General features: G+C 61.0%; 14 protein-coding genes. All 14 read left to right on the top strand.

Features of this window, described 5'->3' with window-relative positions; genetic code table 11:
• Positions 1-136: 136 nt before the first annotated feature.
• The 14 genes from KFS80_RS03385 to KFS80_RS03320 all read left to right on the top strand — a co-directional run bounded on the left by KFS80_RS03385 (position 137) and on the right by KFS80_RS03320 (position 15,717).
• Complete coding sequence (locus KFS80_RS03385) at positions 137-1,759, top strand: methyl-accepting chemotaxis protein (RefSeq protein ID WP_212543979.1); 1,623 nt, start codon at positions 137-139, stop codon at positions 1,757-1,759.
• Positions 1,759-2,295 (top strand): chemotaxis protein CheW, encoded by a 537-nt coding sequence (locus tag KFS80_RS03380; protein WP_212543978.1) that lies wholly within the window; start codon positions 1,759-1,761, stop codon positions 2,293-2,295. Before KFS80_RS03385 ends, KFS80_RS03380 begins: the two co-directional genes overlap by 1 nt.
• Complete coding sequence (locus KFS80_RS03375) at positions 2,292-3,563, top strand: CheR family methyltransferase (protein ID WP_159813800.1); 1,272 nt, start codon at positions 2,292-2,294, stop codon at positions 3,561-3,563. The genes KFS80_RS03380 and KFS80_RS03375 overlap by 4 nt, the downstream gene beginning before the upstream one ends.
• Positions 3,560-4,243: a chemotaxis protein CheW gene (locus KFS80_RS03370; protein WP_212543977.1), complete on the top strand. Its 684-nt coding sequence runs from the start codon at positions 3,560-3,562 to the stop codon at positions 4,241-4,243. Before KFS80_RS03375 ends, KFS80_RS03370 begins: the two co-directional genes overlap by 4 nt.
• Positions 4,240-6,510 (top strand): hybrid sensor histidine kinase/response regulator, encoded by a 2,271-nt coding sequence (locus KFS80_RS03365; protein WP_212543976.1) that lies wholly within the window; start codon positions 4,240-4,242, stop codon positions 6,508-6,510. The genes KFS80_RS03370 and KFS80_RS03365 overlap by 4 nt, the downstream gene beginning before the upstream one ends.
• The gene (cheB, locus tag KFS80_RS03360) at positions 6,507-7,517 is read left to right on the top strand and encodes a chemotaxis response regulator protein-glutamate methylesterase (RefSeq protein ID WP_212543975.1); all 1,011 of its coding nucleotides are present in this window, start codon (positions 6,507-6,509) and stop codon (positions 7,515-7,517) included. The genes KFS80_RS03365 and cheB overlap by 4 nt, the downstream gene beginning before the upstream one ends.
• Before the next feature lie 48 nt (positions 7,518-7,565).
• Complete coding sequence (locus tag KFS80_RS03355) at positions 7,566-8,567, top strand: response regulator (protein WP_053117527.1); 1,002 nt, start codon at positions 7,566-7,568, stop codon at positions 8,565-8,567.
• A 209-nt stretch (positions 8,568-8,776) separates the two neighbouring features.
• Positions 8,777-9,872 (top strand): peptide chain release factor 2 gene (gene prfB / locus KFS80_RS03350; protein ID WP_102358477.1). Its coding sequence is split into 2 segments (ribosomal slippage): positions 8,777-8,848 and positions 8,850-9,872, totalling 1,095 coding nucleotides; the frame shifts between segments, so codons are not numbered across the junction.
• A gap of 112 nt (positions 9,873-9,984) precedes the next feature.
• Positions 9,985-11,487 carry a lysine--tRNA ligase gene (lysS, locus tag KFS80_RS03345; protein ID WP_053117529.1) on the top strand — a complete coding sequence of 501 codons (1,503 nt, stop codon included), beginning with the start codon at positions 9,985-9,987 and terminating at the stop codon, positions 11,485-11,487.
• 105 nt (positions 11,488-11,592) lie between these two features.
• Positions 11,593-12,306, top strand: coding sequence for a TetR/AcrR family transcriptional regulator (locus KFS80_RS03340; protein WP_159813794.1), 714 nt, complete (start codon positions 11,593-11,595; stop codon positions 12,304-12,306).
• A 159-nt stretch (positions 12,307-12,465) separates the two neighbouring features.
• Positions 12,466-13,020, top strand: a complete 555-nt coding sequence (locus KFS80_RS03335) for a hypothetical protein (RefSeq protein WP_212543974.1) — start codon at positions 12,466-12,468, stop codon at positions 13,018-13,020.
• A gap of 60 nt (positions 13,021-13,080) precedes the next feature.
• Positions 13,081-14,331, top strand: a complete 1,251-nt coding sequence (locus KFS80_RS03330) for a flavohemoglobin expression-modulating QEGLA motif protein (RefSeq protein ID WP_172680080.1) — start codon at positions 13,081-13,083, stop codon at positions 14,329-14,331.
• A gap of 154 nt (positions 14,332-14,485) precedes the next feature.
• A complete protein-coding gene (locus KFS80_RS03325) occupies positions 14,486-15,391 on the top strand; it encodes an alpha/beta hydrolase (RefSeq protein ID WP_212543973.1) in 906 nt (301 codons plus the stop codon).
• Positions 15,388-15,717: a PA3694 family proteiin gene (locus tag KFS80_RS03320; protein ID WP_212543972.1), complete on the top strand. Its 330-nt coding sequence runs from the start codon at positions 15,388-15,390 to the stop codon at positions 15,715-15,717. The genes KFS80_RS03325 and KFS80_RS03320 overlap by 4 nt, the downstream gene beginning before the upstream one ends.
• Positions 15,718-15,921 lie beyond the last annotated feature (204 nt).

The raw sequence follows: 15,921 nt of genomic DNA, 5'->3' as shown, positions 1-15,921 counted from the left end.
TGATTGTCGGACAGTCCCACCTTAGAGCCTCCCGCCAACCGCGTCGGGCAGGCCCGGGGGTTAAAAAGCGTCTTATAAATGAAACACCGCCCTCGGCTATACTCCCCGCATTTCGACCTAGGCACGAGGAATCACTGTGAAGAACTGGACGTTGCGCCAACGCATTTTGGCGAGCTTTGCGGTGATTATCGCCATCATGTTGCTGATGGTGGTGCTCTCCTATTCGCGACTGTTGAAGATCGAAGCCAGTGAAAACAGTGTCCGCGACGACGCGATTCCTGGGGTTTATTACAGCTCGATGATTCGCGGCGCGTGGGTCGACAGCTATTTGCAGACTCAGGAACTGTTGGGGCTCAAGGAAGGGCAGGGCATCAGCAGCGAAGACGAGGCCGATTACAAGTCGTTCGAGGCGCGCCTGCTGGAGCAGATGGAAAATTACCGCAAGACCATGGCGACCGACGAGGATCGCCGCGAGTTCGCCGCGTTCGAGAAGTATCACGACGCCTATCTGCAACTTCAGGACGTGGTGCTCGACTTGCACAAACGCAACATGGAAGCCGATGCGATCAAGGTATTCCACGAGAAGCTCACGCCAGCCTGGTACGCCGGCCGCATGAAGCTCAACGACATCATTGGCGAAAACAAAAAAGTCGCCGATCAGGCCATGGCCAATATCGATGAGGCTGTGGCAGCCGCCAAAGTCAGCATGATCATTTCCCTGCTGGTCGCCGTTCTGGCCGCCGGCTTGTGTGGTCTGCTGTTGATGCGCGCGATCATGGCGCCAATGAACCGCATCGTGAAAATCCTCGAAATCATGCGCACCGGCGACCTCAGCTCGCGCCTGAACCTCGACCGCAAAGACGAATTCGGCGCGGTGGAAACCGGCTTCAACGACATGATGACCGAGCTGACCTCGCTGGTGTCCCAGGCGCAGCGCTCATCGGTGCAGGTAACCACCTCGGTGACTGAAATCGCCGCCACTTCCAAACAGCAGCAAGCCACCGCCACCGAAACCGCCGCGACCACCACCGAAATCGGCGCGACCTCCCGCGAAATTGCCGCCACGTCGCGCGATCTGGTGCGCACCATGACCGAAGTCTCCACCGCTGCCGATCAGGCCTCGGTGGCCGCCGGCTCCGGCCAGCAAGGCCTCGCACGCATGGAAGACACCATGCACTCGGTGATGGGCGCCGCCGATCTGGTCAACGCCAAACTGGCGATCCTCAACGAGAAGGCCGGCAACATTAATCAGGTGGTGGTGACCATCGTCAAAGTCGCCGACCAGACCAACCTGCTCTCGCTCAACGCCGCCATCGAAGCCGAGAAGGCCGGTGAATACGGCCGTGGTTTTGCCGTGGTCGCCACCGAAGTGCGCCGTCTGGCGGATCAGACTGCGGTCGCCACGTATGACATCGAACAAATGGTGCGCGAGATTCAGTCGGCGGTGTCGGCGGGTGTGATGGGCATGGACAAGTTCTCCGAAGAAGTGCGTCGCGGCATGTCCGAAGTGCAGCAGGTCGGCGAGCAGTTGTCGCAGATCATTCATCAAGTGCAGGCGCTGGCGCCGCGCGTGTTGATGGTCAACGAAGGCATGCAGGCGCAAGCCACCGGCGCCGAGCAGATCAACCACGCGCTGGTGCAGTTGGGCGATGCCAGCAGCCAGACCGTTGAATCGCTGCGTCAGGCCAGTTTCGCCATCGACGAACTGAGCCAGGTGGCCGTTGGGCTGCGCAGCGGCGTCTCGCGATTCAAAGTCTGATGAGCGAAATCATCGCCAAACGCAACGTCGCCCCGGTGGCGAAGCAGGCGTTGTTCCTGCTGTTTCGCATTGGCAGCGAACGTTACGCGTTGCGCGCGACCGAGGTGGCGGAAGTGCTGCCGCGCCTGCCATTGAAACCGATCGCGCGGGCGCCGCAATGGGTCGCCGGGGTCTTCGCTTATCGTGGTGCGGTGGTGCCGGTGATTGACCTCAGCGCGCTGACATTCGGTCAACCGGCCGAGGCGCGCACCAGCACGCGACTGGTGCTGGTGCATTACCGCCCGGACGAGTCGCAGCCGGGGCAATGGCTCGGGCTGATTCTTGAACAGGCCACCGACACGTTGCGCTGCAACCCGCAGGATTTTCAGCCGTACGGCCTCGACAATCGCGAGGCGCCGTACCTCGGCCCGGTGCGCGAAGATGCGCAGGGGCTGGTGCAATGGGTGCGGGTCAACGATTTGCTCGATGACGGCGTGCGCGCCTTGCTGTTCCCCGATCCGCCGCTGAGTCCGGCGCAGTTCGAGGGGCAGCCATGAGCAGCGATCAGCGCTTTTTCGACTTCCTCAAAGAGCGCATCGGCCTCGATGTGACCTCGGTGGGCCCGGCGATCATCGAGCGTGCGGTGCGTCAGCGCACCACGCTGTCGCAAGCGGCCAACGCCGAAGAATACTGGCAGTTGCTGCAAGGTTCGCGCGATGAACAGCAAGCGCTGATCGAAGCGGTGATTGTCCCGGAAACGTGGTTTTTCCGTTACCCGGAATCTTTCGCGACGCTGGGCAAACTGGCTCTGAAACGCCTTGGCGAGCTAAACAACATGCGCGCGCTGCGCATCCTCAGCCTGCCGTGTTCGACCGGCGAAGAACCTTATTCGATTGCCATGGCGTTGCTCGATGCCGGGCTCAAACCGCATCAATTCAAAGTCGACGGCATGGACGTCAGCCCGCTGTCGGTGGAAAAAGCCCGGCGCGCGCTGTACGGCAAAAACTCCTTTCGTGGCGATGAACTGACTTATCGTGAGCGGCATTTCAGTGCGCAACAGGACGGTCATTTGCTCAACGAGAACGTCCGCGAGCAGGTGCGTTTGCAGGTCGGCAACGTGCTTGATCCAACGTTGTGGGCCAGCGATCCGCCGTTCGATTTTGTGTTCTGTCGCAACCTGCTGATCTATTTCGACCAAGCGACGCAGAAGCAAGTGTTCGAAGTGCTCAAACGCCTCACCCATGACGACGGCGTGCTGTTCATCGGCCCGGCCGAGGGCAGTCTGCTCGGGCGTCTGGGCATGCGTTCGATCGGCATCCCGCAGTCGTTCGCGTTCAGTCGTCACAGCGATCCGCATCCCGAGCCACTGCCGACGCCGAAACCGGTCACGTTGCCGATCAGCCCACCGCCACGCAGCACGCCGCCAACGCCGGTACGCAATCGGCCGTTCAGCGCAGTGACGCCAATGCCGACCACCCGCGCCAGCGCCAACCCGGACGCGGCAACGCTGCTGGCGAACATCGCCGCGCTGGCCAACGAAGGCAAAAGTGCCGAGGCCCGCGCCGCGTGTGAACAGTATTTGCGCAGTCACGAACCGGTGGCGCAGGTGTTCTACTGGCTCGGTCTGCTCAGCGATGTCGCCGGCCTGACCCTCGAAGCCCAAGGTTTCTACCGCAAAGCTCTGTACCTCGAACCGCAACACCCCGAAGCGCTGATGCACCTGGCCGCATTGCTGCAGGCCCAGGGTGACAGCGCCGGTGCCAGACGATTGCAGGAGCGCGCTGCCCGCAGCGGCCGCACCGCCGACAGTGAGCGTAAACGATGATCGCGTCCGACACCTTGAACGTCACCCACGAAGACGCCCGGGCCATCGACGATTGCTGGAACCGCATCGGCATCCATGGCGACAAGTCCTGTCCGCTGCTGGAAGAACACATTCATTGCCGCAACTGCGCGGTGTATTCCGCCGCCGCCACGCGATTGCTCGACCGTTACTCGTTGCAGCAGGATGAGCGCGATCCGGTGGCCGCTGCGGTTGAAACCGACGTCAAAACCCGTTCCTTGCTGATGTTCCGTCTCGGCGAAGAATGGCTTGGGCTGGCAACGCGCAGTCTGGTCGAAGTGGCGCCAATGCAGGCGATCCACTCGTTGCCGCACCAGCGCTCACGGGCCTTGCTTGGCGTGGCCAACGTGCGCGGCGCACTGGTGGCGTGTCTGTCGCTGGTTGAGTTGCTTGATCTGGACGCCAATGCCGCGCCGGTCAGCACCGGGCGGGTGATGCCGCGCATGCTGATCATCGCCGCCCATGGCGGGCCGGTGGTGGTGCCGGTGGATGAAGTCGACGGCATTCATGCGATCGACGAGCGCATCCTCGATGCCGCCTCACAATCCGGGGTGCAGGCCAGTGCCAAATACACCCGAGGCGTTTTGCAATTTCGCGGTCGCAGCCTGCGTTGGCTGGATGAAGAACAGTTGCTGTCCGCCGTGACCCGGAGCCTCACATGACCCCCGAGCAAATGCGCGACGCCTCCTTGCTGGAGCTGTTCAGCCTCGAAGCCGAAGCGCAGACCCAAGTGCTCAGCACCGGGCTGCTGGCGCTGGAACGCAATCCGACCCAGGCCGATCAACTCGAATCGTGCATGCGCGCGGCGCACTCGCTCAAAGGCGCGGCGCGGATTGTCGGCATCGACAGCGGCGTCAGCGTCGCCCACGTGATGGAAGATTGTCTGGTCAGCGCGCAGGAAGGCCGATTGTTGCTGCGTCCGGAACACATCGATGCGTTGTTGCAGGGCACCGATCTGTTGATGCGCATTGCAACGCCGGCGAATGCGCCGCAACCGCGCGACATCGAAGCGTACGTGGCGTTGATGGGGCAGTTGCTCGATCCGTCAGCGCTGCCAACTGCCGTTGCTGCGCCGGTGATGGCCGAGTTGCAACTCGAAGCGCCGCCTGCGCCTGCTTTCGAGCCGTCGGTTGAAACGCCCGAGCCCACGCCACAGAAAAGCCGACGCACCACCGAGGGTGGCGAACGCGTGCTGCGCGTGACCGCCGAACGCCTCAACAGCCTGCTCGATCTGTCGAGTAAATCGCTGGTCGAAACCCAGCGCCTCAAGCCGCATCTGGCGACTATGCAGCGCCTCAAGCGCATGCAGAACAACGGCTTGCGCGCGCTGGAAAACCTCAACGTGCACCTCAAGGAACACGCGCTGAGCCTTGAAGCGCTGGAAGCTCTGGAAGACGCGCGGCGCTTGCTCGCTGAATCGCAGCAACTGCTCAGCGAGAAAAACGCCGAACTTGACGAGTTCGCCTGGCAGGCCAGCCAGCGCGCGCAAGTGCTTTACGACACTGCGTTGGCCTGCCGCATGCGCCCGTTCGCCGACGTGCTCACCGGTCAGGTGCGCATGGTGCGTGATCTGGGCCGCAGTCTCGGCAAACAGGTGCGGCTGGAGATCGAAGGCGAGAAGACCCAGGTCGATCGCGACGTGCTGGAAAAACTCGAAGCACCGCTAACGCATTTGCTGCGCAACGCGGTCGATCACGGCATCGAAACCCCGGAGCAGCGCCTGCTCAAGGGCAAATCCGAGGAAGGCCTGATCCGTCTGCGCGCCTCGCATCAGGCCGGTTTGCTGGTGCTGGAGCTGAGCGATGACGGTAATGGCGTCGATCTGGAAAAGGTGCGCCGCAGCATTATTGAACGGCAGTTATCCCCAGCCGAAACCGCTGCGCAGTTGAGCGAAGAGGAACTGCTGACGTTCCTCTTTCTGCCCGGTTTCAGCCTGCGCGACACGGTCACCGAAGTGTCCGGCCGTGGCGTCGGCCTCGACGCGGTGCAGCACATGGTGCGCCAGTTGCGCGGCGCGGTGGAACTGGAGCAAACGGCGGGCGAGGGCAGTCGTTTCCATCTGGAGGTGCCGCTGACCCTGTCGGTGGTGCGCAGTCTGGTGGTAGAAGTCGGCGAGGAGGCCTACGCCTTTCCGCTCGCGCACATCGAACGCATGTGCGATCTGGAGCCCGAAGACATCGTGCAGGTCGAAGGTCGCCAGCATTTCTGGCACGAAGGCCGGCATGTCGGGCTGGTTGCGGCGAGTCAATTGCTCAATCGCCCGGCCAGCCAGAACAGCGGCGAAACCCTGAAAGTCGTGGTGATCCGCGAGCGCGACGCGATTTATGGCGTGGCCGTGGAGCGCTTCATTGGCGAGCGCACCTTGGTGGTCTTGCCACTCGACGAACGTCTGGGCAAAGTGCAGGACATCTCCGCCGGGGCCTTGCTCGACGACGGTTCGGTGGTGTTGATCGTCGACGTTGAGGACATGCTGCGTTCGGTGGACAAACTGCTCAATACCGGGCGCCTTGAGCGCATCGCCCGCCATGGCAATCAGGCTGTGGAAGCGGCGCGCAAACGCGTGCTGGTGGTCGACGATTCGCTGACCGTGCGCGAGCTGCAACGCAAGCTGCTGCTCAATCGCGGCTACGACGTCGCGGTGGCGGTGGACGGTATGGACGGCTGGAACGCCCTGCGCTCCGAGGATTTTGATTTGCTGATTACCGACATCGACATGCCGCGCATGGACGGCATCGAGCTGGTCACCTTGCTGCGCCGCGACAACCGTCTGCAATCGCTGCCGGTGATGGTTGTGTCGTACAAGGATCGTGAAGAGGATCGCCGCCGTGGACTGGACGCCGGGGCGGACTATTATTTAGCCAAAGCCAGTTTTCATGACGACGCCCTGCTCGACGCAGTGGTCGAGCTCATCGGAGGAGCGCGGGCATGAAGATCGCAATCGTCAACGACATGCCGATGGCGGTGGAGGCGCTGCGCCGTGCGCTGGCCTTCGAGCCGGCGCATCAGGTGGTCTGGGTCGCCCGCAACGGCGCCGAGGCGGTGCAACTGTGCGCCGAAAACGCCCCGGATCTGATCCTCATGGATCTGATCATGCCGGTGATGGACGGCGTCGAAGCCACACGGCGGATCATGGCCGAAACGCCGTGCGCGATCGTGATTGTCACGGTTGATCGCCAGCAGAACGTCCATCGCGTCTTCGAAGCCATGGGCCACGGCGCACTGGACGTGGTCGACACCCCGGCGCTCGGTGCGGGTGACGCACGGGAAGCGGCGGCGCCGTTGCTGCGCAAGATCCTTAATATTGGCTGGCTGATCGGCGACAAGGCACCGCGCTCGCGCCCGGCACCGACACCTCCGCGCAGCTCGGGCTCGCGCCAGCGACTGGTGGCGATCGGTTCATCGGCGGGTGGCCCGGCAGCGCTGGAAGTCTTGCTCAAAGGCCTGCCCCGTGATTTTTCGGCGGCGATTGTGCTGGTGCAGCACGTCGATCAGGTGTTTGCAGCCGGCATGGCCGAATGGCTCGCCAGCGCCAGCGGCCTCAATGTGCGTCTGGCCCGCGAAGGCGAGCCGCCACAGGCCGGCGCAGTGTTGCTGGCCGGCACCAACCACCACATTCGTTTACTCAAGAACGGCACGCTGGCCTACACCGCCGAACCGGTCAACGAGATCTACCGGCCCTCGATCGACGTGTTTTTCGAGAGCGTCGCCAGCTACTGGAACGGTGACGCGGTCGGGGTTTTGTTGACCGGGATGGGACGCGACGGCGCGCAAGGGCTTAAGCTTTTGCGTCAACAGGGTTATTTGACCATCGCGCAGGATCAGCAAAGCAGTGCGGTGTACGGCATGCCCAAGGCCGCCGCCGCGATCGATGCCGCCGTAGAAATCCGCCCCTTGGAAAAGATAGCGCCACGATTGCTGGAGATTTTCCCCAAATGAACCGATTTATCCGCAATCCTGGCCCCCGCAGTACTCAGGTGACCGCCCATGACTGATTTACAGATCGACGACATTAAAACCGACGAAAACGCCGCCATGGTGTTGTTGGTGGACGATCAGGCGATGATCGGCGAAGCCGTGCGCCGTGGGCTGTCGAATGAGGAAAACATCGACTTCCACTTCTGCTCCGACCCGCATCAGGCCATCGCCCAGGCGGTACGGATCAAGCCGACGGTGATCCTCCAGGACCTGGTGATGCCCGGCCTCGACGGCCTGAGCCTGGTGCGCGAATACCGCAATCACCCGGCGACCAAGGACATCCCGATCATCGTCCTGTCGACCAAGGAAGACCCGCTGATCAAGAGCGCGGCGTTCTCGGCCGGGGCCAACGATTATCTGGTGAAACTGCCGGACACCATCGAACTGGTGGCGCGGATTCGCTACCACTCGCGGTCTTACATGACGTTGTTGCAGCGCGATGCGGCATACCGCGCGTTGCGGGTCAGTCAGCAACAATTGCTCGACACCAATCTGGTGCTGCAACGCTTGATGAACTCCGATGGCCTGACCGGGCTGTCCAACCGCCGCCATTTCGATGAATACCTGGAACTGGAATGGCGCCGCTCGTTGCGTGATCAGAGCCAGTTGTCGTTGCTGATGATCGACGTTGACTACTTCAAGTCCTACAACGACAGTTTTGGTCATGTGGAAGGCGATGAGGCGTTGCGCAAAGTGGCCACGGCGATCCGTGACGCCAGTGCGCGACCGTCGGACTTGCCGGCGCGTTATGGCGGCGAAGAGTTTGCGCTGGTGCTGCCGAACACTTCGCCGGGTGGGGCGCGGTTGGTGGCGGAGAAGCTGCGCCAGACCGTGGCGTCGCTGAAAATCCCGCACAACACCCCGGCGGAAGGCGTAAGCCTGACCATCAGCATTGGTCTGGCGACCATGGTGCCGCAGTCGGGCACGGATTGCCGGTTGCTGATTTCGGCGGCAGATCGCGGGTTGTATCTGGCCAAAAACAATGGCCGTAACCAAGTCGGCATCGAATAACCACCGCAATCCCCTGTAGGAGCTGCCGAAGGCTGCGATCTTTTGATCTGTTTTTAAAATCAAAGTCAAAAGATCGCAGCCTTCGGCAGCTCCTACAGGTGAAAGGCGTCAAGTGAATCGCCGCCGCAGCCGCCAGACGGGCTGCCGTCACAGCCTGATTACGTTATACTCGCCGGCTTTCAAAAGTTCGCCAACGAGTGCTGCCCGTCATGGAAATCAACCCGATCCTGAACACCATCAAGGACCTGTCCGAGCGCTCCGAAACTATTCGGGGGTATCTTTGACTACGATCAAAAGCATGAGCGTCTGACTGAAGTCAATCGCGAGCTTGAAGATCCGAGTGTCTGGAACAAACCTGAATACGCCCAGGAGCTGGGCCGCGAGCGTTCGGCGCTGGCGCAGATCGTCGATACCCTCGATGAACTGAACGCCGGCCTGGCCGATTGCCGCGATCTGCTGGACATGGCCGTCGAAGAAAACGACGAAGGCGCAGTGGGCGATGTCGTCGCCGAGCTGGCCCGTCTCGAGGAAAATCTGGCCAAGCTGGAATTCCGCCGCATGTTCAGCCATGAAATGGACCCGAACAACGCCTACCTGGACATCCAGGCCGGTTCCGGCGGCACCGAAGCGCAAGACTGGGCCAACATCCTGCTGCGCATGTACCTGCGCTGGGCGGATAAGCGCGGTTTCGACGCGACTATCATGGAACTGTCGGCCGGTGAAGTCGCCGGTATCAAAGGTGCGACCGTGCACATCAAGGGCGAATACGCCTTTGGCTGGCTGCGCACCGAGATCGGCGTGCACCGTCTGGTGCGCAAGAGCCCGTTCGACTCCGGCAACCGTCGTCACACCTCGTTCTCCGCGGTTTTCGTCTCGCCAGAGATCGATGACAAGGTGGAAATCGAAATCAACCCGGCAGACTTGCGGATCGACACCTATCGTTCCTCGGGTGCCGGTGGTCAGCACGTAAACACCACCGACTCGGCCGTACGTATCACTCACGTACCGACCAACACCGTGGTCAGCTGCCAGAACGAACGTTCCCAGCACGCCAACAAGGACACCGCCATGAAAATGCTGCGGGCCAAGTTGTACGAGCAGGAAATGCAGAAACGCAACGCCGCGTCGCAAGCGCTGGAAGACACCAAGTCCGATATCGGCTGGGGTCACCAGATTCGCTCGTACGTGCTCGATGCGTCGCGGATCAAGGATCTGCGCACCAACATCGAACGCAGCGACTGCGACAAGGTACTCGACGGCGACATCGACGAATACCTGTATGCCAGCCTGAAATCAGGGCTGTAAAAGACGCAATACAGGGCGACTGATTCACCTCGATCCCTGTAGGAGCCAGCCTGCTGGCGATCCCCGGGCCGCAAGGCCCGGAGGCAATGAACCTGATGGAATATCTAAAGACATGAGCGACCAACAACTCGACCCGCAAGCCCTGCAACAGGAAGAAAACTCCCTGATCGCCCTGCGCAAGGAAAAGCTGGCTGCCGAGCGCGCCAAGGGCAACGCCTTCCCGAACGACTTCCGCCGCGAAAACTACTGCGAAGATCTGCAGAAGAAATACGCGGACAAGACCAAGGAAGAGCTGGCAGAGGCTGCAATCCCGGTCAAGGTTGCCGGTCGCATCATGCTCAACCGTGGCTCGTTCATGGTGATCCAGGACATGACCGGTCGCATCCAGGTCTACGTCAACCGTAAAACCCTGTCGGAAGACACCCTGGCCGCGGTGAAAACCTGGGACATGGGCGACATCATTGCCGCCGAAGGCACCCTGGCGCGTTCCGGCAAGGGCGACCTGTACGTTGAAATGACCAACGTGCGCCTGCTGACCAAGTCGCTGCGCCCGCTGCCGGACAAGCACCACGGCCTGACCGACACTGAGCAACGCTACCGCCAGCGCTACGTTGACCTGATCGTCAACGAAGAAGTGCGCCAGACTTTCCGCGTGCGTTCGCAAGTGATCGCGCACATCCGCAGCTTCCTGATGAAGCGCGACTTCCTCGAAGTCGAAACGCCGATGCTGCAGACCATTCCGGGCGGCGCCGCAGCCAAGCCGTTTGAAACCCACCACAACGCGCTGGACATGGAAATGTTCCTGCGTATCGCCCCGGAGCTTTACTTGAAGCGTCTGGTGGTTGGTGGTTTTGAAAAGGTTTTCGAGATCAACCGCAACTTCCGTAACGAAGGCGTATCGACGCGTCACAACCCGGAATTCACCATGTTGGAGTTCTACCAGGCGTACGCCGATTACGAAGACAACATGGACCTGACCGAAGAACTGTTCCGTGAGCTGGCGCAGCTGGTTCTGGGCAGTACCGACGTGCCGTACGGCGACAAGGTGTTCCACTTCGGCGAGCCGTTCGTGCGTCTGTCGGTGTTCGACTCGATCCTCAAGTACAACCCTGAGCTGACTGCCGATGATTTGAACGACATCGACAAGGCCCGCGCCATCGCCAAGAAGGCCGGCGCCAAGGTGCTCGGCTTCGAAGGTCTGGGCAAACTGCAGGTGATGATTTTCGAAGAACTGGTCGAGCACAAGCTGGAACAGCCGCACTTCATCACTCAGTACCCGTTCGAAGTGTCGCCGCTGGCCCGTCGCAACGACGACAACCCGAACGTCACCGACCGCTTCGAGCTGTTCATCGGTGGCCGTGAAATCGCCAACGCTTACTCCGAGTTGAACGACGCGGAAGACCAGGCCGAGCGCTTCATGGCGCAGGTGGCCGACAAGGACGCCGGCGACGACGAAGCCATGCACTACGACGCCGACTTCGTTCGCGCGCTGGAGTACGGCATGCCGCCAACGGCCGGTGAAGGCATCGGCATCGACCGTCTGGTGATGTTGCTGACCAACTCGCCGTCGATCCGCGATGTGATCCTGTTCCCGCACATGCGACCGCAAGCGTAAACGTTTCAGTTAAAAAGCCGCCTAAAACAGGCGGCTTTTTATTGCCTGTCTGGTACAAATGTATCAATTGGTTACTTTGGAATTAGCAGAGGAAGTCCGGTCGTGATGGGTGCAATAGCTCAAGAAGGTGCAGCGGGTATCGCCACTGCGGTCGCTGAAAGTGTTCAGTACCAGGGTCGCAAGGCCAGCCGACAGGGCAGTGAGCAGCGTCGACAGGACATTCTCGACGCGGCGATGCGCATTGTCGTGCGTGATGGCGTGCGCGCCGTGCGTCATCGTGCGGTGGCGGCCGAGGCCGGTGTGCCGCTGTCGGCGACTACGTATTACTTCAAGGACATCGATGACCTGCTGACGGACACCTTCGCGCAATACGTCGAGCGCAGCGCGGAATACATGGCCAAGTTGTGGAACAACAACGAAGGCCTGTTGCGTGAGATGGTCGTCAGCGGTGATGGCAGCCCGGAGTCGCGCTCGCAACTGGCGGACGACATTGCGCGGTTGATGGCCGACTATGTGCACCGGCAGTTGGTCAACCGTCGCGAGCATTTGATGGCCGAGCAGGCGTTCCGACAGGAAGCGTTGCTTAACCCGGGGCTGGCGATTCTGGTGCGCTCGCATCAGCAGATTCTGTTGCAGGGCACCTGCCAGTTGTTTCAGGTGCTGGGCTCGCGTGAGCCGCAACAAGATGCCAAGGTGTTGACGGCGATTATCGGACGGATGGAATATCAGGGCCTGCTCAACGAAGCCGAGCCTTTGGCCGAAGAAGACATGCTCGGCATTCTGACGCGCTACATGCACCTGGTGCTCGCGTCGGTCTGAACTGCGCTGATCGTTCCTCACGCTCTGCGTGGGAATGCCGCCCGGGACGCTCCGCGTCCCTTGCCGACATGACGCAGAGCGTCAGTGGATGCACTCCCACGCAGAGCGTGGGAGCGATCGATCACCATGAGGGCGGCGAATGTTCATAGGGAGTATCGAATGAAAGCCTGGCGTGGCGTGCTGATCGCCTTGTCGTTCCTGCTGCTCAGTGGCTGTCTGGTGACGTTCAAGGAGCCGCTGACCGCCAGTGACCCGGCGCCCAAAGGTTTGCTCGGCAAATGGTCGAGCACCAATGCCTGGGGTGAACCGATGAACCTCGAGCTGACGCGCCTGGGCAATGATCGCTATCAGGCGGTCACGTATTTCAAAGCCAAACCCCGCGAACGCGAAGCCTATCCGTTCACCGTCTCGCGCCACGGCAACCGCTGGTACTTGTCGGCAAAAGTCCCGGCGCAGTACGGCGGCCACGTCACCATCGCCGGTTTCGAACTCACCGACAAACACGAATTGGTGGTCTACAACCTCGATCTCGAACAGATCAATCAAGCGATCAAGCAAAAAGCCCTCGACGGTCAGCCATTCCAGACCGACGATGGCGACGGCGTGCAGGTCGACAGCAGCCTCGACAAGGTCTTTGCTTACCTCGATGATCCGGCCAATTCCGATGTTTTCGTCGAGGCCGTGCGCTACCAGCGCCAGGCCCGCGCCAAATAAATTCAGTACGTCACGTATCTACAGGAGTTTCGGGTGGACGATTACCAGCAGACGATACGCATGTTGTCCGACCGCATTGTGCTGGCGCAAACGCCGATCCGTGTCCTCGACGCGGTCAAGTGGGACGAGAACATCCGCAAGGGTTTTCTCAAGGCCAAAGGCAAGGAAATGCCGGCGATCGACCGCGACTACTACCTCAATCGGCCACTGAGTTTCGATTCGAGCAAGGTCAAACTGGAATTCCAGAACATCGAGCGCGACATCACCCGTCAGCTCGGCCAGTTCAACCCGGTCGGGCAGATCATGCGGCGCATGTGCAAGGAATACCGCATGGTCGTGCGCATGCTCGAAGCGCGCGGCACCGAGGATTTCGGTCTGATCTCGCAAGAGCTGTATGGCGCCGCGTCCGATGCGTTCCACGCCGGCGACCCGACCCTGGCCGACCTTGGCCTGATGATGTCCGACTACCTCAACAACATCGACGGCCGTGGCGACTTGAAAGATGAGCCGAAGACCCTCACCGCCAAAGACGCCGTGCACCTGTTGCAGACGCGTCTGAACAAGGTTTTTGGCGAGGCCGAGGAAACCATTCGCGTGTTCGAGTCCGACGGCATCGTCGCTGACGCAGCGGCGGGCGCGGATTACATCAAGATCCGCACCGACGCGATGTTCAACGATCGCGACGTGCGCGCGCTGGAAGTTCACGAAGGGCTGGTGCATGTCGGCACCACGCTCAACGGTTTGAATCAGCCGATCTGCACCTTCCTCTCCAAAGGCCCGCCGTCGTCGACGGTCACCCAGGAAGGCCTGGCGATCCTGATGGAGATCATCACCTTCGCCTCCTACCCGAGCCGCCTGCGCAAACTGACCAACCGCACCCGCGCGATTCACATGGTCGAGGAGGGCGCGGACTTTTTGCAGGTGTTCGAGTTCTTCCGCGAGCAGGGCTTCGAGATGGCGGAAAGCTACGGCAACGCCAGTCGCGTGTTCCGTGGCTCGACGCCGACGGGGCTGCCATTTACCAAAGACTTGTCCTATCTCAAGGGCTTTATCATGGTTTACAACTACATTCAGTTGGCCGTGCGTAAGGGCAAGCTTGAACAGATCCCGCTGTTGTTCTGCGGCAAGACCACGCTGGAAGACATGCGTACCTTGCGTCAGTTGGTGGATGAGGGATTGGTGGTGGCGCCGAAGTACTTGCCGGATCAGTTCCGCGATTTGAACGCGTTGTCGGCGTGGATGTGCTTCTCCAACTTCCTCAATCACCTGAGCCTGGACCGGATCGAAGCGGATTACTCCAATATCCTCTAACCCACTACAGACCGATCGTTCCCACGCTCCGCGTGGGAATGCCGCCATGGACGCTCCGCGTCCACTGTGACGCAGAGCGTCACGGGATGCATTCCCACGCAGAGCGTGGGAACGATCTGAAACCGTACTATCAAATTCTGCGAGGTTTCACCGGATGAGAATCCTCGGCATTTTCTGCCTGCTCCTGACCCTCAGCGGTTGCAGTTCGCTGCTGTTCTACCCCGAACCGGGCCAGATCTTCACCCCGGAAAAAGCCAAACTCGATTACCGCACCGTCACGCTGGTCACCGCCGATGGCTTGAAGCTCAACGCCTGGTGGCTGCCTGCCAAGCCCGGCGTCGAGGTCAAAGGCACCGTCCTGCATCTGCACGGCAATGGCGGCAATTTGCCGATGCATCTGGGCGGCAGTTGGTGGTTGCCGAAGAACGGCTATCAAGTGCTGCTGGTCGACTATCGCGGTTATGGCTTGTCCGAGGGCGAACCGAGTTTGCCGGCGATCTATCAGGACATCGACGCCGCGTTCGCCTGGCTCGACAAGGCGCCGGAAGTCAAAGGCAAACCGCTGGTGCTCCTCGGCCAGAGCCTTGGCGGTTCGATGGCCGTGCATTGGCTGGTGCAGCATCCGGAGCGGCAGAAGCAGCTGAAGGCGTTGGTGCTCGATGGCGTGCCCGCCAGTTACCGCAGCGTCGGCCAATACGCGCTGAGCACGTCGTGGCTGACCTGGCCATTCCAAGTACCGCTGTCGTGGCTGGTGCCGGATGGCGACAGTGCGATCAACTCGATGCCGCAGCTGAATGGCGTGCCGAAGCTGATCTTCCACAGCATCGACGATCCGCTGGTACCGCTTTCCAACGGCATCCGTCTGTATCAAGCTGCGCCGCCACCGCGCGTGCTGCAACTGACTCGCGGCGGCCATGTGCAAACCTTCGGCGACCCGGTGTGGCGCCAGGTGATGCTGCGCTATCTGGAAGATCCCGAGCATTTCAACGGCCTGCGCCGCCTCGGTGAAATCCCCAATTACCCGACACCCCCGAATTCTGAAGATGAGAGTCCGCAATGACTGAAGAACGCAACGCCATCCCGCTGATCATCACCGGTATCTGCAGCATCCTCGGCACCGTCGGGGCGCTGTGGTACTACGGTTACCTGCACTTCGCCAAACCCGAGGATGCGTTGCTGCTCAACGAATTCACCATGCTCAAAACGGTGCCGGGGGAGGATTACAAAGTTTCGCTGGAGCCGGCAGCGCAAGTGGCGCAGTGCATTGATGGCGTGCTGGTGTTGTTTGATACCGAGCAGAAAGGTTTGACCGGTGTGCTGATCAATGCGCAGAAAAAAGCCGTGCGCTGCATGGGTGAAGAGACCCCGCAGAAGCTGCAAGAGTGATTCTGCAGGTTCAGCCCTCGCCCTAACCCTCTCCCAGAGGGAGAGGGGACTGATCGATGCGTTCTTTCGCTATACGCCGACCTGATCCATCGCGTCGAACACAAATTCTGAAGGCGACGCAAATCGGCTCCCTCTCCCTCGGGAGAGGGCTGGGGTGAGGGGCCGCCATTTCAGCCCGTACAAAAAAGCCCCGCCTGATCACTC

The sequence above is a fragment of the Pseudomonas rustica genome (assembly GCF_018336155.1).
GTDB classification, from domain to species: domain Bacteria; phylum Pseudomonadota; class Gammaproteobacteria; order Pseudomonadales; family Pseudomonadaceae; genus Aquipseudomonas; species Aquipseudomonas rustica.
Note: the sequence above shows the minus strand (reverse complement) of the source record. Positions and strands in the feature narration are given on the sequence as shown.